The 18,016-nt window shown below is 70.8% G+C and carries 21 protein-coding genes; 8 read left to right on the top strand and 13 right to left on the bottom strand.

The annotated features are described in order from the left end of the window. Positions 1-15: 15 nt before the first annotated feature. Positions 16-270 (bottom strand): DUF1150 family protein, encoded by a 255-nt coding sequence (locus LH62_RS13645; protein ID WP_043362068.1) that lies wholly within the window; start codon positions 268-270, stop codon positions 16-18. A gap of 64 nt (positions 271-334) precedes the next feature. After that, complete coding sequence (locus tag LH62_RS13640; RefSeq protein WP_052214986.1) at positions 335-805, bottom strand: Hsp20 family protein; 471 nt, start codon at positions 803-805, stop codon at positions 335-337. A 187-nt stretch (positions 806-992) separates the two neighbouring features. On the opposite strand from LH62_RS13640, the gene def reads away from it, so the two are divergent. Genes def through truA form a run of 3 tightly spaced genes read left to right on the top strand, consistent with a single transcriptional unit; the run spans position 993 to position 3,186 of the window. Then, complete coding sequence (gene def, locus LH62_RS13635) at positions 993-1,523, top strand: peptide deformylase (RefSeq protein WP_043362063.1); 531 nt, start codon at positions 993-995, stop codon at positions 1,521-1,523. Beyond that, positions 1,520-2,425, top strand: coding sequence for a methionyl-tRNA formyltransferase (gene fmt, locus LH62_RS13630; RefSeq protein ID WP_043362061.1), 906 nt, complete (start codon positions 1,520-1,522; stop codon positions 2,423-2,425). Before def ends, fmt begins: the two co-directional genes overlap by 4 nt. After that, positions 2,425-3,186: a tRNA pseudouridine(38-40) synthase TruA gene (truA, locus tag LH62_RS13625; protein ID WP_043362059.1), complete on the top strand. Its 762-nt coding sequence runs from the start codon at positions 2,425-2,427 to the stop codon at positions 3,184-3,186. The genes fmt and truA overlap by 1 nt, the downstream gene beginning before the upstream one ends. Before the next feature lie 99 nt (positions 3,187-3,285). Here the strand turns inward: truA and LH62_RS28395 are convergent, their stop codons facing one another. Genes LH62_RS28395 through dapD form a run of 3 tightly spaced genes read right to left on the bottom strand, consistent with a single transcriptional unit; the run spans position 3,286 to position 5,853 of the window. Beyond that, positions 3,286-3,843, bottom strand: coding sequence for a hypothetical protein (locus tag LH62_RS28395; RefSeq protein WP_052214419.1), 558 nt, complete (start codon positions 3,841-3,843; stop codon positions 3,286-3,288). A 32-nt stretch (positions 3,844-3,875) separates the two neighbouring features. Beyond that, entirely contained in the window at positions 3,876-5,009 is a 1,134-nt protein-coding gene (gene dapE, locus LH62_RS13615; RefSeq protein WP_043362055.1) for a succinyl-diaminopimelate desuccinylase, read from the bottom strand. A gap of 7 nt (positions 5,010-5,016) precedes the next feature. Next, positions 5,017-5,853 (bottom strand): 2,3,4,5-tetrahydropyridine-2,6-dicarboxylate N-succinyltransferase, encoded by an 837-nt coding sequence (dapD, locus tag LH62_RS13610; RefSeq protein ID WP_043362051.1) that lies wholly within the window; start codon positions 5,851-5,853, stop codon positions 5,017-5,019. Positions 5,854-6,053: 200 nt separating this feature from the next. On the opposite strand from dapD, the gene LH62_RS28390 reads away from it, so the two are divergent. Both LH62_RS28390 and LH62_RS13600 read left to right on the top strand, forming a co-directional pair. After that, positions 6,054-7,415 (top strand): GGDEF domain-containing protein, encoded by a 1,362-nt coding sequence (locus LH62_RS28390; RefSeq protein WP_052214416.1) that lies wholly within the window; start codon positions 6,054-6,056, stop codon positions 7,413-7,415. After that, positions 7,415-8,590, top strand: coding sequence for a DUF2336 domain-containing protein (locus LH62_RS13600; protein WP_052214414.1), 1,176 nt, complete (start codon positions 7,415-7,417; stop codon positions 8,588-8,590). Before LH62_RS28390 ends, LH62_RS13600 begins: the two co-directional genes overlap by 1 nt. Here the strand turns inward: LH62_RS13600 and argB are convergent. Genes argB through rpmH form a run of 6 tightly spaced genes read right to left on the bottom strand, consistent with a single transcriptional unit; the run spans position 8,580 to position 12,770 of the window. After that, a complete protein-coding gene (gene argB / locus LH62_RS13595) occupies positions 8,580-9,464 on the bottom strand; it encodes an acetylglutamate kinase (RefSeq protein WP_043362046.1) in 885 nt (294 codons plus the stop codon). The genes LH62_RS13600 and argB overlap by 11 nt on opposite strands. A gap of 55 nt (positions 9,465-9,519) precedes the next feature. Next, positions 9,520-10,221: a ribosome biogenesis GTP-binding protein YihA/YsxC gene (gene yihA / locus LH62_RS13590; RefSeq protein WP_082012558.1), complete on the bottom strand. Its 702-nt coding sequence runs from the start codon at positions 10,219-10,221 to the stop codon at positions 9,520-9,522. Beyond that, a complete protein-coding gene (gene yidC / locus LH62_RS13585; protein ID WP_052214411.1) occupies positions 10,221-12,008 on the bottom strand; it encodes a membrane protein insertase YidC in 1,788 nt (595 codons plus the stop codon). Before yidC ends, yihA begins: the two co-directional genes overlap by 1 nt. A 9-nt stretch (positions 12,009-12,017) precedes the next feature. Next, complete coding sequence (yidD, locus tag LH62_RS13580; protein ID WP_043362043.1) at positions 12,018-12,257, bottom strand: membrane protein insertion efficiency factor YidD; 240 nt, start codon at positions 12,255-12,257, stop codon at positions 12,018-12,020. Beyond that, positions 12,254-12,613, bottom strand: a complete 360-nt coding sequence (gene rnpA / locus LH62_RS13575; protein ID WP_043362041.1) for a ribonuclease P protein component — start codon at positions 12,611-12,613, stop codon at positions 12,254-12,256. Before rnpA ends, yidD begins: the two co-directional genes overlap by 4 nt. Before the next feature lie 22 nt (positions 12,614-12,635). Further along, a complete protein-coding gene (gene rpmH, locus LH62_RS13570) occupies positions 12,636-12,770 on the bottom strand; it encodes a 50S ribosomal protein L34 (RefSeq protein WP_043334407.1) in 135 nt (44 codons plus the stop codon). Between the two features lie 221 nt (positions 12,771-12,991). Here rpmH and LH62_RS13565 point away from each other — a divergent pair, with 221 nt between their 5' ends. From LH62_RS13565 to LH62_RS13555, 3 genes are read left to right on the top strand one after another with little or no spacing between them, the layout of a single operon-like run. Continuing rightward, positions 12,992-14,446 carry an NAD(P)/FAD-dependent oxidoreductase gene (locus LH62_RS13565; RefSeq protein WP_201445496.1) on the top strand — a complete coding sequence of 485 codons (1,455 nt, stop codon included), beginning with the start codon at positions 12,992-12,994 and terminating at the stop codon, positions 14,444-14,446. Between the two features lie 39 nt (positions 14,447-14,485). Then, positions 14,486-15,280, top strand: a complete 795-nt coding sequence (locus tag LH62_RS13560) for a 3-hydroxybutyrate dehydrogenase (protein ID WP_043362037.1) — start codon at positions 14,486-14,488, stop codon at positions 15,278-15,280. Further along, positions 15,280-16,350, top strand: a complete 1,071-nt coding sequence (locus LH62_RS13555; protein ID WP_043362034.1) for a patatin-like phospholipase family protein — start codon at positions 15,280-15,282, stop codon at positions 16,348-16,350. Before LH62_RS13560 ends, LH62_RS13555 begins: the two co-directional genes overlap by 1 nt. Here the strand turns inward: LH62_RS13555 and LH62_RS13550 are convergent. Beyond that, positions 16,341-16,733 (bottom strand): DUF3293 domain-containing protein, encoded by a 393-nt coding sequence (locus LH62_RS13550; RefSeq protein ID WP_052214409.1) that lies wholly within the window; start codon positions 16,731-16,733, stop codon positions 16,341-16,343. The two genes, LH62_RS13555 and LH62_RS13550, sit on opposite strands and share 10 nt — an antisense overlap. After that, complete coding sequence (locus tag LH62_RS13545; RefSeq protein WP_043362033.1) at positions 16,730-17,926, bottom strand: class I SAM-dependent rRNA methyltransferase; 1,197 nt, start codon at positions 17,924-17,926, stop codon at positions 16,730-16,732. Before LH62_RS13545 ends, LH62_RS13550 begins: the two co-directional genes overlap by 4 nt. Between the last annotated feature and the right edge of the window lie 90 nt (positions 17,927-18,016).

Genomic DNA, 18,016 nt, shown 5'->3' with positions numbered 1-18,016 from the left:
CCGGGACTTCCTTGCTTAGTGGACCCGAACGGCCGCCAGTTCGTGCTGCTCGATCGCGGCGATGGCGAGTTCGGCGGTCGGCGCAGCGCCGATCGGGGTGCCGTCGGCGGCATGAATCGACATGGCCGGCACGCCATTCACCACCACTGGGCGGATATAGGCGATCTCCTGCACGCCGAAGCGCGCCCAATCCTGCACGGAAAGGTGGCGCAGGGCGAGGGCAGCCTGGTTCGCATCATCCGAACCGTTGGAAAACTGATCGTTCTTCATTGCACTCTCTCCTTTCGGCATGGCCCCGTCCGGGCATCCATGCACTCGGCGCCCGTGCCGGGGCTCAGCCCCGGCTGGCACGCCCCTCGACAACGGGCAATGGCGCCCCGTTGACTGTTCTCGTCTCAACGCCCCGGGCGGCCGATGCGTTCGCTGCACTTCCCTGGGAAGCGCCGCTGCGGGCCCCGCTGCCGTTGATCTGGATGGTCCTGACCCTCACCTCCGGCTGCGGCCGCTGCAGATCGACATGCAACAGGCCGTTGTCCAGCCAGGCGCCCTCCACCTCGATTCCTTCGGCCAGGACGAAGGCGCGCTGGAACTGCCGGGCGGCGATGCCACGGTGGAGGAAAATCCTCCCCTCCGAATCGTCACGCTGCCGGCCGCGGATGACGAGCTGGTTGTCCTCCTGCGTGATCTGCAGGTCCTCCATCGCAAATCCCGCGACGGCCAGCGTGATCCGCAGCCGGTTCTCGGCAGTCTGCTCGATGTTGTAGGGCGGATAGCCGTCGGCATTCTTGGCGACGCGGTCGAGCATCTGCTCGAGATGGTCGAAGCCGAGGAAGAGCGGCGAGCCGAAAACCGATGGACGCGACAAAAGCGGAGCCTCCTCATCCGGAGCGGGGCAGGCGGCCGGACCCGAAGCACCCGGCCGCAACATGAATCTTGTCAGTGGCCGGGCCGGTTGCAAGGGGGGATCACGGGGGCTACATCGCCCCTCTCCCATGACCACCGAACCCGCCCTCCTGCCGATCCTGCTCGTCCCCGACCCCCGGCTGCGCGCCAAGGCCCGCCCGGTCGGCCAGGGCGATGCCGATACGGTCCGCGCCCTCGCCCCACGGATGCTCGATGCCATGTACAAGGCACCGGGCATCGGCCTCGCCGCCCCGCAGGTGGGGGAGCTGCTGCGGCTGATCGTCGTCGACCTCCAGCCGGAGGAGAAGCCGGCGCCGCTCGTGCTGGTGAACCCGGAGATCGTCGCCGCCAGCACCGAGCTCTCGACGCGGGAGGAGGGTTGCCTGTCCCTTCCCGGCCAGTATGCCGATGTCACGCGGCCGGCGCGGGTGAAGCTGCGCTACCTGGACCTGGAAGGCGCGAAGCGCGAGATCGAGGCGGAGGGGCTGCTGGCGACCTGCCTGCAGCACGAGGTCGACCACCTGAACGGCGTCCTCTTCGTCGACCACATCTCCCCGCTGAAGCGGAACATGCTGCTGCGCAAGCTGGCAAAGGATCTGAAGGCGCGGGGGCGGGAATGAGGCTCGCCTTCATGGGCAGCCCGGATTTCGCCGTGCCGGCGCTCCGGGCGCTGCATGGGGCGGGGCACGAGATCGCTGCCGTCTATTGTCAGCCACCGCGCCCGGCCGGGCGCGGGCAGAAGGAGCAGCCCTGTCCGGTGCACCGGGCGGCGCTGGAGCTCGGCCTGCTGGTGCGGACGCCGGCGCGGCTCAGGAAGGACGCGGCGGAACACGCCGCCTTCGCCGCGCTCGGACTGGAGGCGGCGGTCGTCGCCGCCTACGGGCTGATCCTGCCGCGGCCGATGCTGGAGGCGCCGCGGCGCGGCTGCCTCAACATCCATGCCTCGCTGCTGCCGCGCTGGCGCGGGGCGGCGCCGATCCAGGCGGCCATCCTCGCCGGCGATGCCGAGAGCGGCATCACCATCATGCAGATGGAGGAAGGGCTCGATACCGGCCCCATGCTGCTGAAGGGCACCATTTCGATCGGGCCGCGCACCACGACGCCCGAACTGCACGACGCGCTGTCGGCCATGGGCGCAAGGCTGGTGCTGGAGGCGCTCGACCGGTCCCCACCCGCCCTTCCCCAGCCGCCGGAGGGCGCGACCTACGCGCCGAAGCTCAGCAAGGCGGATGCGCCGCTCGACTGGACCCTGCCGGCCGCAGCGCTGGACCGCCGGGTGCGGGCGCTGAACCCCTGGCCGGGCACCGTCTTCACCCTGACCGGCGAGACGGTTCGCATACTGGCAGCGGAACCCGCCGAGGGCGCCGGCCCGCCCGGCACGGTGCTGGACGAGGCCGCGCTCATCGCCTGCGGCGAGGGCGCGCTGCGCCTGCTGCGGCTGCAACGGCCCGGGCGCGGCCCGCTGCCGGCCGGGGATTTCCTCCGTGGCTTCCCGCTGCCGCCCGGCACGGTGCTTGGGTAGTGCCGCTCTATGCGCTGACGCTGGAGTATGATGGCACGCCCTTCGTCGGCTGGCAGCGTCAGGGCAGCGGCCTCTCCATCCAGCAGGTGCTGGAGGAGGCGGGCGCCGTGCTCGACGGCGGCACCGTGCCGCTCGCCATCGCCGCAGGGCGCACCGATGCCGGCGTCCATGCCGAGGGCCAGGTGACGCAACTCGCCCTCATGCGGGAGCTGGCACCGGAGCGGCTGCGGGAGGCGCTCAATTTCCACATGAAGCCGCACCCGCTGGTGGTGGTGCGGGCCGCGCTCGCGCCGAATGGCTGGAACGCCCGCTTCTCCGCCGTGCAGCGGGGCTACCGCTACCGCATCCTCAATCGCCGCGCCCGGCCGGCGCTGGAAACTGGCCGCGTCTGGCATGTGCCGGCGCGCCTCGATGCCGCGGCGATGCATGCGGCGGCGCAGGGGCTGCTTGGCCGGCACGATTTCTCCGCCTATCGCGCCGCCGCCTGCCAGGCGAAGACGCCGGTGCGAACGCTGGAGCGACTCGACGTGATGCGCCACGGAGATGAGGTGGTGATCCTCGCCGAGGCACGCAGCTTCCTGCACCACCAGATCCGCAACCTGGCGGGGACGTTGCTGGAGGTCGGCCTCGGCAAGCGCGGGGTGGAGTGGCCACGGCGTGTGCTGGAGAGCCGGGACCGGGCCAAGGCCGGTCAGACGGCGCCATCGGAAGGTCTGACCTTCCTCTTCGTCCGCTATACGGAGGAGATCGGCTGGGTCTAGAGCAAACTCCGATCAGATGGAATCATCTGATCGGAGCGATTTGATCGCCAAAACAATGGGCTAGAGCGGGTGCCATGAGCCAGTGCGAACGGAACCGCTCTAGCCGCCGCTCAGCCGCCCGACGACCCCGCCGACCGCGAGCCCCAGCGCCAGATCGAGCACCACGAAGGCCGCCGCCATGCCGCCCGGGATGCGCAGCGCGCTCCGCGCCGCGAACCATTCGAGCCAGAGCGCATAACCGACCCCCGCCAGCCCCAGCCCATGCGCCAGCAGCGGCGGCAGGCCGAGCTCCGCCGGAACCGTCAGCGCCAGCATTACCAGGTACTGCACGACATTCGTCCAGTTCCAGGCGGCGACGAAGCGCGGCCACTCCGCCCTGCGCCCCGCCGCCTCCGCCAACGGCAGGGAGAGCAGGGCAAAGCCGACCCAGGCGCAGGCATAGCCGATCAGCTCCGCTACCAACCCGCGCAACAGGCCGAGTTCCGGCCCGCCATCCCCGGACCACGCGAGGAAGCGCAACGCGAGGAAGGCCGGCAGGCAGATCGCCGCCGCCCAGAAGCTGCGGCCGGCGCCAGCGGGGGAGCCCTCCATCAGCAGCAGCCCATCCACCCGACCACGGGCGAGCAGCAGGGCACCGCGCAGCCCGGCCTCGATCACCAGGCGATGCGGGACAGGGCCGGGCGGGTTGGTCAGCCGAGGCTCTCCTCGAGCACGGCGCGGTAGAGCGCGGCCAAGTCACGCAGCTCCTCGACCGGCACGCGTTCATCGGCCTTGTGCATGGTGCTGCCGACGCCGCCCAGCTCGGCAACCGGGCAGAAGCGGGCCAGGAAACGCGCATCGGATGTGCCGCCGCCGGTATCGAGCGCCGGCGTTCCGCCGGTGCTGCGCTCGACCGCCCGCTTCAACGCATCCACGAAGGGGCCGGGCGAGGTCAGGAAGCTTTCGCCGGAGCAGTCGATGCGCATCTCGTACCGCGCCTCCTCCGCCCGCAGCGCCGCATGCAGGCGCTCGGTGAGGCTGGCGCTCGTGTGCCGGTCGTTGAAGCGGATGTTGAGCATCGCCCGTGCCTCGCCGGGGATGACGTTGTTCGCCGCATTGCCGACATCGAAGCCGGTGACCTGCAAGGTCGTGGGCTCGAAGAATTCGCTGCCATGGTCGAGCGGCTCGGCGGTCAGGCGGTGCAGCACGCGGACCAGGCGATGGATCGGGTTGTCGGCACGCTGCGGATAGGCGCTGTGGCCCTGCGTGCCGAACAGGGTGATCCAGGCCGTCATGCTGCCACGCCGACCGACCTTGACGATGTCGCCGAGCCGCGCCCGCGAGCTCGGCTCGCCGACCAGCGCCATGTCGGGGATCTCGTCCCTGGCCGCCAGCCAGTCCAGCACGCGCACCGTGCCGTCCTTGGCGGGGCCTTCCTCGTCGCCGGTGATAAGCAGGCTGATGCTGCCCGGCGGGTTGGGGTTGGCGGCGAGATAATCGGTGAGGCCGGCAACGAAGGCGGCGATGCCGCCCTTCATGTCGCAGGCGCCGCGGCCATAGAGCAGGCCGTCACGGACGGTCGCGGCGAAAGGATCGTCGGTCCAACCCCCGGCGCCGGGCGGCACCACATCGGTATGGCCGGCATAGCAGAAATGCGGCCCCTCCGTGCCGCGGCGGGCGAAGAGGTTCTCCGTCTCGCCGAAGCGCATCCGATGGCAGGTGAAGCCGAGCGGGCGCAGCGCCGCTTCCAGCAGGGCGAGCGCGCCGGCATCGGCGGGCGTCACGCTCGGGCAGCGGATCAGCGCCTGGGCGAGCGGCAGCGGGTCGGTCGGGGCATTGCGCATGGGCAGATCAGTCGCGCAGCAGCTCGTTGATGCTGGTCTTGGCGCGCGTCTGCGCATCGACGCGCTTGACGATGACGGCGCAGTAGAGCGAAGGGCCGGGCGTGCCGTCCGGCAGCGGCTTGCCGGGCAGGCTGCCGGGAACCACGACGGAATAGGCCGGCACGCGGCCGATATGCACCTCGCCTGTCGCGCGATCGATGATCTTGGTGGAGGCGCCGAGGAAGACGCCCATGGAGAGCACCGCGCCACGCTCGACGATGACGCCTTCGGCCACCTCGGAGCGGGCGCCGATGAAGCAGTCATCCTCGATGATGACGGGGTTGGCCTGCAGCGGCTCTAGCACGCCGCCGATGCCGACGCCGCCCGAAAGGTGACAGTTCTTGCCGATCTGCGCGCAGGAGCCGACGGTCGCCCAGGTATCGACCATGGTGTTGCGGTCGACATAGGCGCCGACATTGACGAAGCTCGGCATCAGCACGACGCCCGGCGCGATATGGGCGGACTTGCGCACCACGGCGCCCGGCACCGCGCGGAAGCCGGCCTCCTTGAAGCGGTTCGGGCCCCAATCGGCGAATTTCAGCGGCACCTTGTCAAAGGCCCCGGCGGCGGTGTCCATCGGCGCCGAATCGGTGAGGCGGAAGGAGAGCAGCACGGCCTGCTTCAGCCACTGGTTCACCCGCCAGTCGCCCTGGCCATCGGGCTCGGCGACGCGAGCCTCGCCGCCATCGAGCGCCTCGAGCGCGGCCATGACCACGTCGCGCTCCTCGCCGCGCGTCGCCGAGGAGACGCTGTCGCGGCGCTCCCAGAGGGATTCGATCGGGGCCTGGAGGGCGGAAAGGGTCATCGGCGGGGTCCCTGGACGGAGGCGGCCGGACCATGCCGATGCGGGCGCGCCCGTGTCAACGGAGGGGGCGTGGGGAGTCTTCCGCAGGCGCCCACCGGACGGCCATCCCGGGTGGCGACCCGGCCGTCCGCGCCGCGTCCCGCAACACCAGGGCGGGCTTTTAACCCCGCATTCAGGGGCGGAGGAGCAAGGTAGTGCACATGGATTCCGCCGCTCCCTTGATCCTGCCCGCCGGCCTGCCCGGCGCCTTCCTGGAATCCCGCCAACGCTGGCAGGATTTCGCCAGCCTTGCCGCCGACCTGGCCTTCGAGACGGATGCGGGAGGCCGCCTCACCTTCCTTTGGCCGGAGCGGGTGCTGGGACAGGAGGCAGCGGCGCTGCTGGGCGAGCCGGCGCAGCGGCTGCTGCTCCATCCGGAGCCGGACCCTTTCGCCGCGCGGCAGCCCATGCGAGGCGTGCGGGCCTGGCTCGCCGGGGCGGAGCCAGGATGCTTCAACCTCTTGCTGGTGCCGCTCGCCGACACGGCGGGACGCTTCGCCGGGCTCCGCGGCATCGGCCGGGAGGTGACTGCCGAGTTGCGCGAGACAGAGGCGCAGGCGGCCACGCTGCGCCGCGCCAAGGCGCTGGAGACGCTGGTGCGCCGGGTGCGCCGCCAAGTGCTGGCGCCGCGCATGCTGACCTCGACGCTGGAGGCGCTGGGCCCGGCCCTTGGCTGCTCCAGCGCCGCCGTGCTCGAGATCGGCACAAACGGGCAGCTCCGGGCCCTCCACCGGCATGGCGCCGAGCCGACCCCGCTCTTCGCCGCTCTCGCCCCAATGCTGGAGACGATGGCGCCGGTCTTCGGCACCGGGCCCGCGGGCGAACCGCTGGCGCTGCTGCCGCATCCGCATTGCACGATGCCTCGCCATGCGCTGCTCGCCTGGCGCCAGGCCGGAGCGAGGCCCTTCGACAAGGATGACGAGCACCTGCTGGCGGCCGCCGCCGACCTGCTCTTCGTCGCCCTCGGCAACCAGGTCCTGCAACAGGAGCTGGAACTCCAGGCGCGGACCGATGGGCTGACCGGGCTGCTGAACCGCCGCGCCTTTCTCGATGATCTCAACCGCCGGCTCGACCGGCTGGCCATGTCGCGGGAGACGGTGGAACGCGGCGCCCTGCTCTTCCTCGACCTCGACAATTTCAAACCGCTGAATGACCGCATGGGCCATGAAGCGGGCGATTCCGCACTGGTCGCGGTGGGCCGGGTGTTGCGCGACATCGTCCGCCCGACCGATCTGGTCGCACGGCTTGGCGGCGATGAATTTGCCGCCTGGCTGGAAGGCGCCGACAGCGCGGCCGCCACCATGCGGGCGGAGGCGATCTGCCGAACAGCCCTCACCGTGCTGCCCGGGCTGGTTCCCGGGTTCACCCTGCCGCTGACCTTCAGCATCGGCATCGCCATGCGGGCGGTCGATGGCTCCGACACGCCGGACAGCCTGATCGCCCGGGCGGATACGGCCATGTATGCGACCAAGCGGCATGGCAGGAATGGCTGGCGCCTGGCGCCCGGGACGACGGAGGGGTGATGGCCAGCAAGACGAGCTTCGAGGTGGCCAAGCGCCTCGCGCGGGACGGGGCCGAGGCGGAGCGCATGGCCATCGCCGCCCTGCCCGGCACGCGGCCGGAACTGCTTTACTATCTGGCCGGCGACGGCAGCCCGGCGGTGCGCGGCGCGGTCGCCGGCAATGCTGCGGCCCCCACCCAGGCGGACCGGTTGCTGGCCAGCGATGCAGACCCGGCGGTGCGGGCCGCGCTCGGGCGGAAGCTGGCACCCCGCGCCGCCGCCCTCGCCATCGCCGAGGACCGGCTGGGGGCAATCGCATGGCATGCGCTGTGCAGCCTCGCCCAGGATACCGCGATCCACGTTCGCGCCGTCATCGCCGAGGAGTTGAAGGCGATGCCGGATGCGCCGCATGACCTTATCCTCCGCCTCGCAGCCGATGCGGCGATGGAGGTGGCGGAGCCCGTCATCCGCCTCTCGCCCATGCTGAGCGAGGAGGACCTGCTGGCGCTGATCGCCGCGCCACCCGTGCCGGATACCTTAACCGCGGTCGCCCGCCGGCCGGCGCTGAGCGAAATCCTTTCCGACGCCATCGCATCCTCAACGAATGAGGCAGCGATCGGCGCGCTGCTCGCCAACCCCTCGGCCGCCATCCGCGAGCAGACCCTGGACGGGCTGATCGTCCAGGCAGCGACGCGCATCCACTGGCAGGAAAGCCTAGTACGCCGCCCATCCTTGCCGCCCCGGGCGCAGCGGGCGCTCGCCCTTTGCGTCGCCGGCCATCTGCTGGAGGCGCTGGCCGACCGGCCCGACCTCGCGCCCGACCTGGCCCGCCGGCTGCAGGACCGCGTGGAGGCCCGGCTGCTGGAAGGGGCGGCAGACCCCCCGGCCAGCGCGCTCTTCGAAGCGGCGGCCCGGCGCGGCGACCATGCGGCGATGGCAAGACTGCTGGCGCAGGAGGCTTCCGTCACCCTCCAGGCGGTGGAGGAGGCGGTGCGGCTGCGCAGCGCCCGGGCACTGACCAGCCTTTGCTGGCAGGCGGGCTTCGGCATGCATTGCGCCGTGCTGGCACAGAGCGTGCTCGGCCAGCTTGCGCCGGGCACCGCGCTGCTGCCCGGGCCGGATGAGAAGTGGCCCCTCTCCACCGCCGAAATGCTCTGGCAGATCGAACTCCTGGCCGAGCCGGACGTCAGGGCTTGATGAGCGTCCCGGCCCCGCCATCGGTGAAGAGCTCGTGCAGCACCGCATGCGGGACGCGGCCATCGAGGATGACGGCGCCCTTTACCCCGCGCTCGATCGCATAGATGCAGGTCTCGACCTTTGGGATCATGCCGCCCGAAATCCAGCCCGCGGCGATGCCGGCCTGCACCTCGGAGACCGTCATCTCAGGGATCAGCTGGCCATCCGGGCCGAGCACGCCGCGCACGTCGGTCAGCATCAGCAGCCGTTCGGCGCCGAGCGCGCCGGCGATGGCGCCGGCCACCGTATCGGCATTGATGTTGTAGGTCTGTCCCCCCTCGCCGACGCCAACCGGGGCGACGACCGGGATGATGTCGGCGCCGATCAGCAGCCGCAGCACGCGGGTATCGACCGAGGCCGGCTCGCCAACGAAGCCGAGATCGAGCACCTGCTCGAGATGCGAGCTGGGGTCGCGCACCGTCCGCAGCAGCTTCCGCGCCGTGATCAGCCCGCCATCCTTGCCGGAGATGCCGACGGCGAGCGCGCCGGCACGGGTGATCGCCTCCGCAACCTGCTTGTTGACCGGCCCGGCGAGGACCATCTCGACCACGTCGAGCATCGCCTCGTCGGTGACGCGCAGCCCCTGGATGAAGGTGGACTGCACGTTCAGCCGCTTCAGCATGGCGTTGATCTGCGGCCCGCCGCCATGCACGACGACGGGGTTGACGCCCACCTGCTCCAGCAGGGCGATGTCGCGCCCGAAGCGGAGCGCCGTCTCCTCCTCGCCCATGGCATGGCCGCCATATTTCACGACGACGATCTGGTCGTCGTAGCGCTTGAGGAAGGGCAGCGCGCCGGCCAGAATCTTCATCGGGTCGGGGGTGTCGTCGGTCATCGGCCGGGAGTCTCCGGTGCTGGCGGCCGGGCTGTAGGGGGACGGCCGCAGCCGGTCAAGCGGCGCGGGCGAGCGAAGCCATCTCGGCCCGCAATTCCGGAATTCCCTCCCCGGTCCGGCTGCTGGTGACGAGCACCAGCGGGTGGCCGGCAGTCTCCTCGCGGGCAAGCTTCTCGGCCTCGGCGATCCTCTGCTTCAGCCACCAGGGCTTGGCGTCGTCGGCCTTGGTGAGGACGATCTGGAAGGGCACGGCTGCCTCGGTCAGGAGGCTCATCGCCGCCCGGTCGCCGGCCTTGGTCTCGATCCGCGCATCGAGCAGGAGGAGGACGCGCCGCAGGGTCGCCCGGCCACGCAGGAAGTCGAACATCAACCCCTGCCAATCGGCCTTCACGCTCTTCGAGGCCTGGGCATAGCCATAGCCCGGCATGTCGACCAGCGTGAGCTGGTCGCCGAGATTGAAGAAGTTGAGCTGCTTGGTCCGCCCCGGCGTGTGCGAGACGCGGGCCAGAGCATTCTGCCCGGTCAGGGCATTCACCAGCGAGGACTTGCCCACATTCGAACGGCCGCAGAAGGCGATCTCCGGCCCCTCGGCAGGCGGCAGCTGGTCGATCTTCTGCGAGGCGTAGAAGAAGGTGCAGGGCTTGGTGAACAGCTGTCGCCCTGCCTCGATCAGCGCGGCCCGCTCCGCCTCGGTCCGTGCCTCGCTGAGGCCGCCCGCCAGGATGGCGGCGTTGGCGGGCAGCGCGTGCTCGGCCATCAGCCCTTCTTCGCCACGGCCGGCACGGCGAGGCCCGGCTTGCCGCCCGTCCGCTTCGCCTCCAGCGCCATGATGTAGCGCTGCTGCAGGATGGAAAGCAGGTTGTTCCAGGACCAGTAGATGACGAGGCCGGCCGGGAAGCTTGCCAGCATGAAGGTGAAGATCACCGGCATCCACTGGAAGATCTTCGCCTGGATCGGGTCCGGCGGCTGCGGGTTCAGCTTCTGCTGGAAGTACATGGTGGCGCCCATGATCAGCGCCCAGGCCGGCATGTGCAGGTAGTGCGTCAGCTGCATCGGGTCGTAGGGGATGAGCCCGAACAGGTTGAACAAGTTGGTCGGATCGGGCGCCGAGAGGTCGTGAATCCAGCCGAAGAAGGGCGCGTGCCGCATCTCGATGGTGACGAAGAGCACCTTGTAGAGCGCGAAGAAGACCGGGATCTGGATGAGGATGGGCAGGCAGCCGGAGGCCGGGTTGATCTTCTCCGTCCGGTAGAGCGCCATCATCTCGGCCTGGGCCTTAGCCGGGTCCTCCTTATGCCGCTCACGGATCTCCTGCATCTTCGGGCCGAGGATTTTCATTCGGCTCATCGACTTGTAGGCCTTGTTGGCCAGCGGGAAGAAGGCCGCCTTCAGCGCCAGGGTGAAGACCAGGATGGCGACGCCGAAATTGCCGAAGATGCCGAAAAGCCAGTCGATCGCATAAAAGAACGGCTTGGTCAGGAAGTAGAACCAGCCGAAATCGACGGCCTTGTCGAAATCAGGGATGCCGAGCCGCTCGCCATAGCTGTCGAGCAGCCGCACCTCCTTGGCGCCGGCGAAAAGACGGATGCCGTTGGCGGCGCTGGCGCCGGGCGCAACGCTCTGCGGCGCGACAGGGGCGAAATCGACCTGCCAGCGATCCTCGGGCCCACGCGGCCCGGCATCGGTGGTGTGGCGGTAGGCCGCGCGGTGGCGCTGCGCAGGATCGACGGGCGAGAGGGCGGTCAGCCAGTACTTGTCGGTGAAGCCGGCCCAGCCCGCCCCGGTCTCCTGCTCGAAGGCGGCGCCGTTGCGCTTGGCCGCCTCGCTCTTGGCGTTGCCGTAGGTTTCTTCCCGCAGCCGCCCGTCGAGCACGCCGACGAAGCCCTCGTGCAGGATGTAGAAGCCCTGGGTCGGCGGCGTGCTTTCCCGGCGGATGCGCGACCAGGGCAGCACCTGCACCGGCTCGGCACCGTTGTTGCGCACGCGCTGCTCGGCGGTCAGCATGTAGTTCTCGTCGAGCGAGAGTCCGATCTCGAAGACCTGGCCCTGCCCGTTGTCCCAGCGCAGCGTCACCGGAGAGGCAGGCGCCAGCGCGCTGCCCTCCGCCGTCCAGTCCGTATCGTTGGCCGGCACGCGGGTGCGGCCATCGGCGGCCGTCCAGCCCCATTGCGCGTAGTAGGGCGCGCCACCTTCGCGCGGCGCCAGCAGGCGGACGAGCGGCGAATTCTGGTCAACCGTCTCGCGGTAGCCGCGCAGCACCAGGTCATCCAGCCGGGCGCCGCGGAGCGAGAGCGTGCCCTGCACGCGTGGCCCCTCGACCGGCAGGCGCGCGGCGGGCGCCGTCGGCACGCTGGCGGCAGGCGAGGCATCGGTTGGGGCACGGAGCGGCCCGGCCGGGCCGGGCGCCGGGGCCGGCTGCTGCGCATCGGCCGCCTGCTGCTGCTGGGCGCGCTGCGCCTCCCGCGCCGGGCGGTTGAGGGCATCGAAAGCCAGCAGGATGCCGATCGAGATGGCAATCGCCACGAAAAGGCGCTTCTGGTCCATGGAAAAGCTTCAGCCTTTCGGCAGGGTCTGGGGCGGCACCGGGTCGTAGCCGCCAGGGTGCCAGGGGTTGCAGCGGAGGATGCGCCCCGTGGCCATCCAGGCGCCGCGCAGCGCGCCATGGGTGCCGAGCGCGTCCAGCGCATAGTCGCTGCAGGAGGGGTAGAAGCGGCAATTGCAGCCGAGCACCGGCCGCAGCGTCCATTGATAGGCGAGGACGGCACCCTTCAGCGCGGTTTCGGCGGCGCTCATTCGGGCGTCACGCCGGCTTGGCGAAGGGCGCCGCGCAGGTCGGCGAGCAATTTGTCCCAGGGGCGGGCGCCGGTCCCGTCGCGGGCGATGAGCACGAGGTCCCAGCCCTGCGGCGGGGCCTCGCCCAAAGCCAAGCTTGCCAAGGTCAGCCGCGCCGCCTCCCGCAGCCGGCGCTTGGCGCGGTTGCGGATGACGGCATTGCCGATCTTCTTGGTGGCGGTGAAGCCGAGGCGCAGCGGCCCTTCGGGCTGCGGCAGGGCCTGCAACACCAGGGAAGGGCGCGCGGCCTTCCGGCCCCGGCTGGCGACCCGGAGGAATTCGCGGCGCTTGGTCAGCCGGGAAAGGCGGCCCGGCATGCGGAAATTCCCCCGTGGCCCGTCAGGCGCTGAGCTTGGCGCGGCCCTTGGAGCGGCGGTTGGCCAGCACCTTGCGGCCACCGACCGTCGCCATGCGGGCGCGGAAGCCATGCCGGCGCTTCCGGACGAGCTTGGAGGGCTGGTAGGTACGCTTCACGATCAATCTCCGACTGGGTTCGTCCGGCCATGCCCAAGGGGACTTGCCCAGAGGACTTGCGCGAACGGCCGGCGACCCTTGCGGCTGGGTCCCGGCGAAGGCGGGAACGTATAGGGAGGGGATAGGGGCGGCGTCAATCGCGGCCGGGCGCTCTGGCGCTGAGCGGCCGGCTGGCGTAACCCCCGCGCCGACACCTAACTCTGCTGAGCACGGGGATGCGCATGCCGGATTTCGACGTGGTGGTCATCGGCGCGGGCGCGGCCGGGCTGTCGGTCGCGTCCATCTCGGCCGGGCTCGGCCTCAGGGTCGCGCTGGTCGAGCGCGGACGGATGGGCGGCGACTGCCTCAACTATGGCTGCGTGCCCTCCAAGGCGCTGCTCGCCGCGGCCCATGCCGCCGCCTCGGCGCGGCAGGCGGCGCGCTTCGGCATCCGCCTGCCGCCGCCGGAAATCGACTGGGTCGGGGTGCGCGCCCATGTCCATGGCGCCATCGCCCGCATCGCGCCGAATGACAGCGCCGCCCGCTTCCGCGGCATGGGCGTCGAGGTGATCGAGGCCTCGGCGCATTTCATCGCCCCCGACGAGATCGAGGCCGGCGGGCGGCGCCTGACCTTCCGCCGCGCCGTCATCGCCGCCGGCAGCAGCGCGGTGGTGCCGGACCTGCCCGGGCTCGACGGCGTGCCCTGGCTGACCAACGAGACGCTGTTCGACCTGGAGGAGCCGCCGGGACACCTCATCATCCTCGGCGGCGGGCCGATCGGCCTCGAGATGGCGCAGGCCCATGCCCGGCTCGGCTGCCTTGTCACCGTCATCGAGGCGGGGCCGCGCATCGCCTCGCGCGAGGATCCGGAGCTGGCCGAAGGCCTCAAGGCCGCCCTGGTCCGCGACGGCGTCGAATTCCGCGAAGGGGCCAAGGTCGTCCGCCTTGAGCAGCTGGAACCGGACAGCCTTGCCGCCCAGGCCGGCGTCGTCGCGGTGCTGGAGGATGGCAGCCGCATCGCGGGGACGCATCTGCTGCTCGCCATCGGCCGGACGCCGCGGCTCGCCGGGCTCGACTTGGTGACGGCCGGGGTCGAGGCAAGCCCGCGCGGCATCGTGACCGGAGCCGATCTGCGATCCGTCTCCAACAAGCGGGTCTGGGCGGTGGGCGACATCGCCGATCCCCAGGGCATCGGCCCGCGTGCCTTCACCCATGTGGCGAGCCAGCATGCCGGCATCCTGGTCCGCTCCATGCTGTTCCGCCTGCCCTTCACCAAGGTGAGCTACGCCGCCCTGCCCCGCGTCACCTATGCCGATCCGGAGCTGGCGCAGATCGGCCTGACCGAGGCGGAAGCGCGCGAGGCAGGCCATGCCGGGCTGTCCATCCTCCGCTGGCCGGTCGCCGAGAATGACCGGGCCGCCGCCGAGGGGCTGACGGATGGCCTCGTCAAGCTGGTGGTGGACAAGGGCGGGCGGCTGCTCGGCGCCGGGGTGCTGGCGCCGCATGCGGGCGAGATGGCCGGGATGTTCGGGCTGATGATCGGCCGCCGCCTGCCGCTCTCGGCGCTGGCCGGCATGGTCCTCCCCTACCCCACCCTGGCCGAGGCCGCGAAGCGCGCCGCCGGGGATTATTATGCGCCGAAGCTTCTCGCACCCTTCACGAAACGTCTCGTCGGCTTGCTGAAACATCTTCCTTAGGCATTCATGCCGCCACCGGGGCTAAAGGAGTTCAGACGGATGGATCAGATTCTCGCGGGGCGCACCGCGCTCGTCACCGGCAGCACCAGCGGCATCGGGCTCGGCATCGCGAAGATTTATGCCGAGGCCGGGGCGAAGGTGATGCTGAACGGCTTCGGCAAGCCGGAGGAGATTGCCCGCGCGCGGGCCGAGATCGGCGCCCTGCAGGGCGGCGGCGACGCACCCTACTCGGCGGCCGACCTGTCGAAGCCCGAGGCGGTGCGGCAGATGGTCCGCGAGGCCGAGGCAGCGCTCGGCAAGATCGACATCCTCGTCAACAATGCCGGCATCCAGTTCGTCGCCCCGGTCGACGAATTCCCGGACGACAAGTTCGACGCCATCATCGCCATCAACTTCGCCTCTAATTTCCACGCCATCAAGGCGGCGCTGCCGGGGATGAAGGCGCGCAAATGGGGCCGGATCATCAACGTCGCCTCGGCGCACGGCCTCGTTGCCTCGCCGCACAAGGTCGCCTATGTCTCGGCCAAGCATGCGGTCGTCGGCATGACGAAGACCGTGGCGCTGGAAGTGGCGAAGCTGCCGATCACCTGCAACGCCATCTGCCCCGGCTTCGTCCGCACGCCGCTGGCGGAGGCGCAGGTCGGTCCGCTTGCCAAGGAGCATGGCGTCTCGGAGCAGCAGGCGCTCGAGGACTACCTGCTCGACAAGCAGCCCTCCAAGCGCTGGATCGAGGTGGATGAGGTGGCGCAGATGGCGCTCTACCTGGTTGGCCCCGGCAGCGGCGGGGTGAACGGCGCGGCGCTGTCCATCGACGGAGGCTGGCTGGCAGCCTGATGGAGGGAGAGGCACCAGGGACGGTACCGGCGCCGGCGGTGGCGAAGCCGCCGGCGCCCAAGCGGATCAACCTCGCGCTCCAGGGCGGCGGCACGCATGGCGCCTTCACCTGGGGCGTGCTGGAACGGCTGCTAGAAGACGAGAGGCTCGCGATCGACGGCGTCTCCGGCGCCTCGGCCGGGGCGATCAACGCCGCGGTGCTGGTCCAGGGCCTGGCGGATGGCGGGCGGGAGGGAGCGATCCGCGCTCTCGACCGCATGTGGCGCGACGTGGCGGCGCGGCTCGCCGTCAGCCCGCTGCGCAACACACCCTTCGAGAAGGCGCTCTGGGGCTTCGACCTGACCTATTCGGTCGCCTACCAGACCTTCGAGACGCTGACCCGCGTCTTCTCGCCCTACCAGTTCAACCCCTTCCCGATGGAGTTCAACCCGCTGCGGCAGGTGCTGGACGACAACCTGGACTGGCGGCGGCTGCGCACTGACCCGAAGGCGGTGCGCCTCTTCATCTCGGCGACCAATGTGCGGACGGGCAAGCCGCGCGTCTTCACCCGGGCGGAGATCAGCACGGACGTCGTGCTGGCCTCGGCCTGCTTGCCGAATGTCTTCCGCGCCGTCGAGATCGACGGCGAGGCCTTCTGGGACGGCGGCTATGTCGGCAACCCGGCGCTCTGGCCGCTTTACTACGAGCGGGGCGCGCCCGACATCGTGCTGGTGCAGATCAACGCCATCATGCGGGCGGAGCTGCCGACCAGCGCCACCGACATCATGAACCGGCTGAACGAGATCAACTTCAACGCCTCGCTGATGGCGGAGATGCGGGCGATCGACTTCGTGCAGCGCCTGCTCGATGCGGGGCGGCTGGAGCAGCCGCGCTACCGCCGCATCTTCCTCCACGTCATCGAGGACGAGGAGCGGATGCGGGAGTTCAAGCTCTCGACCAAGCTGAACGGCGACTGGGAATTCCTGCAGATCCTCCGCCGCTACGGGCGGGAGGCGGCGGACGGCTTCCTCGCCCGGCATTTCGACACGCTGGGCAAGGAGAGCACGCTCGACATCCAGCGCTACCTCTGAGGCTGGAGCACCGCCAGCCGCGCCGGCTGGCCGCGCCGCACCGTGACGATCGCCACCTGGCGGAAGCGCCGGCCAAGCACGGCGATGCGTCGCGGATCGCCGCCAAGCAGCAGGTGCCGCTCCTCCCAGCCCCCGGCGCCGCCTGCGCCCTCGGCCTGCGGCAGGCGATGTGCCACCTCGCGCAGCCGGGCGAGCATGCGGTCGTTCCAACCTTTCGGCATCTTCCGGCTGAACGGATTCCAGGCGGTGACGAAACCGCCTTCCCGCACCCCAAGCTGCGCGAGCAGCGCATCAACCGCGGCGCTGCGCCGGCCGATGCGGGCGCGGGCGCCATCGGCCTCGTAGGTGGTGCGGCGATAGGCGGCGATCAGGCCGGCGGTCATGCAAGCTGGAAGAGCATGGCCTTGAGGTAGGCACTCTCCGGCAGCAGCGGATGCACCGGATGATCGGGCCCCGCCCCACCCTGGAAGAGCAGCCGCCCCTCCCGCCTGGCACGCCCGATGCCCCAGATCACCGCATCGGCGAACTCGCCCGGCGCCACATGGTGGCTGCAGCTGGCGATGAAGAGGAATCCGCCCGGCGCCACCAGTCCCGCCGCCAGCCGGGCCAGCTTGCCATAGGCCCGCAGCGCCGCAGGCTGGTCCTTACGGCTCTTGGCAAAGGCCGGCGGGTCGGCGACCACCATGTCGAAGCGGGTGCCGGACTGGCCCATCCGCTCCAACGCTTCCATCGCCTCGCCCCGCTCCGCCGAGACGCGCTCCGCCAGGCCGTTCTCCGCCGCGCTCGCCATGGCGAGGTCGAGGGCATGGGCGCTGCGGTCGAGCAGCGTCACCCGCGCGGCGCCGGCCGCGGCGGCGCTGAGGCCGAAGCCGCCGGTATGGCAGAAGGCATCCAGCATCGTCCCGCCCGCGGCGAGCCGGGCGACGCGAGCCCGGTGCTCGCGCTGATCGAAGAACCAGCCGGTCTTCTGCCCGCCGAGCAGGTCGACGGCGAAGCGCAGCCCGCCCTCCTCGGCATGGACCGGCCCGGCCTCCCCGAGCAGCAGCCGCGTCTCCTGCGGCAGCCCCTCGAGCCCGCGCACCGAAGCGTCGTTGCGCGCGACGATGAGGCGCGGGCTGACCAGCCCTTGCAGGGCCTCCACCAGCGCCGGGGTCAGCGCCTCCATGCCGGCGGTATTGGCCTGGAGCGCCAGCGCATCGCCGTAGCGATCGATGACGAGGCCCGGCAGCCCATCCGCCTCGGCATGAACCAGCCGGTAGTGCGGCGCATCGAACAGCCGCTCCCGCAGCGCCAGGGCCGCACCGAGGCGGCCGCGCAGCCAGGCAGCGTCGATCATGGCCTCCGGGTCCCTGTCGAGCCGCCGGGCAGCGATCAGGCTGTGCGGGTTGAACAGCCAGGTGCCGTGGCGCTGGCCGTCATCCCCCTCCAGCCGCGCGACGGCGCCGGGCGGCAGCGCCTTGGCGGCCGGCGTCATGGTGATCTCGTTGGAGAAGGCCCAAGGGTGGCCGGTTTTCACCCGGCGGTCGCGGCCGGGCAGCAGGCGGATGAGGGGATGCGGCATGAGGCGGCGGACCATGCCGCCGCCCTGCCTGCAAGTCCATGCGGTTTGTCGCAGGGCCTCACCGGAAGGTGCCCCCCGCCGATGCTTCGCACATCACCGGCACTA

Source organism: Belnapia sp. F-4-1 (genome assembly GCF_000802185.1).
In the GTDB taxonomy this organism is placed as follows: Bacteria; Pseudomonadota; Alphaproteobacteria; order Acetobacterales; family Acetobacteraceae; genus Belnapia.
This window is presented reverse-complemented; position numbering and strand designations above follow the sequence as displayed.

What these genes read in the sequence shown, in the direction of transcription:
- fmt (WP_043362061.1), top strand. Translation starts at nt 1,520, where the DNA reads ATGAGGCTCGCCTTCATGGGCAGCCCGGATTTCGCCGTGCCGGCGCTC.
- LH62_RS13640 (WP_052214986.1), bottom strand. Translation starts at nt 805, where the DNA reads ATGCTCGACCGCGTCGCCAAGAATGCCGACGGCTATCCGCCCTACAAC.
- LH62_RS13550 (WP_052214409.1), bottom strand. Translation starts at nt 16,733, where the DNA reads ATGACCGCCGGCCTGATCGCCGCCTATCGCCGCACCACCTACGAGGCC.
- yidC (WP_052214411.1), bottom strand. Translation starts at nt 12,008, where the DNA reads ATGGACCAGAAGCGCCTTTTCGTGGCGATTGCCATCTCGATCGGCATC.
- LH62_RS13545 (WP_043362033.1), bottom strand. Translation starts at nt 17,926, where the DNA reads ATGGTCCGCCGCCTCATGCCGCATCCCCTCATCCGCCTGCTGCCCGGC.
- dapD (WP_043362051.1), bottom strand. Translation starts at nt 5,853, where the DNA reads ATGACCCTTTCCGCCCTCCAGGCCCCGATCGAATCCCTCTGGGAGCGC.
- LH62_RS13565 (WP_201445496.1), top strand. Translation starts at nt 12,992, where the DNA reads ATGCCGGATTTCGACGTGGTGGTCATCGGCGCGGGCGCGGCCGGGCTG.
- rnpA (WP_043362041.1), bottom strand. Translation starts at nt 12,613, where the DNA reads ATGCCGGGCCGCCTTTCCCGGCTGACCAAGCGCCGCGAATTCCTCCGG.
- LH62_RS13555 (WP_043362034.1), top strand. Translation starts at nt 15,280, where the DNA reads ATGGAGGGAGAGGCACCAGGGACGGTACCGGCGCCGGCGGTGGCGAAG.
- dapE (WP_043362055.1), bottom strand. Translation starts at nt 5,009, where the DNA reads ATGCGCAATGCCCCGACCGACCCGCTGCCGCTCGCCCAGGCGCTGATC.
- argB (WP_043362046.1), bottom strand. Translation starts at nt 9,464, where the DNA reads ATGACCGACGACACCCCCGACCCGATGAAGATTCTGGCCGGCGCGCTG.
- yidD (WP_043362043.1), bottom strand. Translation starts at nt 12,257, where the DNA reads ATGAGCGCCGCCGAAACCGCGCTGAAGGGTGCCGTCCTCGCCTATCAA.
- def (WP_043362063.1), top strand. Translation starts at nt 993, where the DNA reads ATGACCACCGAACCCGCCCTCCTGCCGATCCTGCTCGTCCCCGACCCC.
- LH62_RS13645 (WP_043362068.1), bottom strand. Translation starts at nt 270, where the DNA reads ATGAAGAACGATCAGTTTTCCAACGGTTCGGATGATGCGAACCAGGCT.
- yihA (WP_082012558.1), bottom strand. Translation starts at nt 10,221, where the DNA reads ATGGCCGAGCACGCGCTGCCCGCCAACGCCGCCATCCTGGCGGGCGGC.
- LH62_RS13560 (WP_043362037.1), top strand. Translation starts at nt 14,486, where the DNA reads ATGGATCAGATTCTCGCGGGGCGCACCGCGCTCGTCACCGGCAGCACC.
- LH62_RS13600 (WP_052214414.1), top strand. Translation starts at nt 7,415, where the DNA reads ATGGCCAGCAAGACGAGCTTCGAGGTGGCCAAGCGCCTCGCGCGGGAC.
- LH62_RS28390 (WP_052214416.1), top strand. Translation starts at nt 6,054, where the DNA reads ATGGATTCCGCCGCTCCCTTGATCCTGCCCGCCGGCCTGCCCGGCGCC.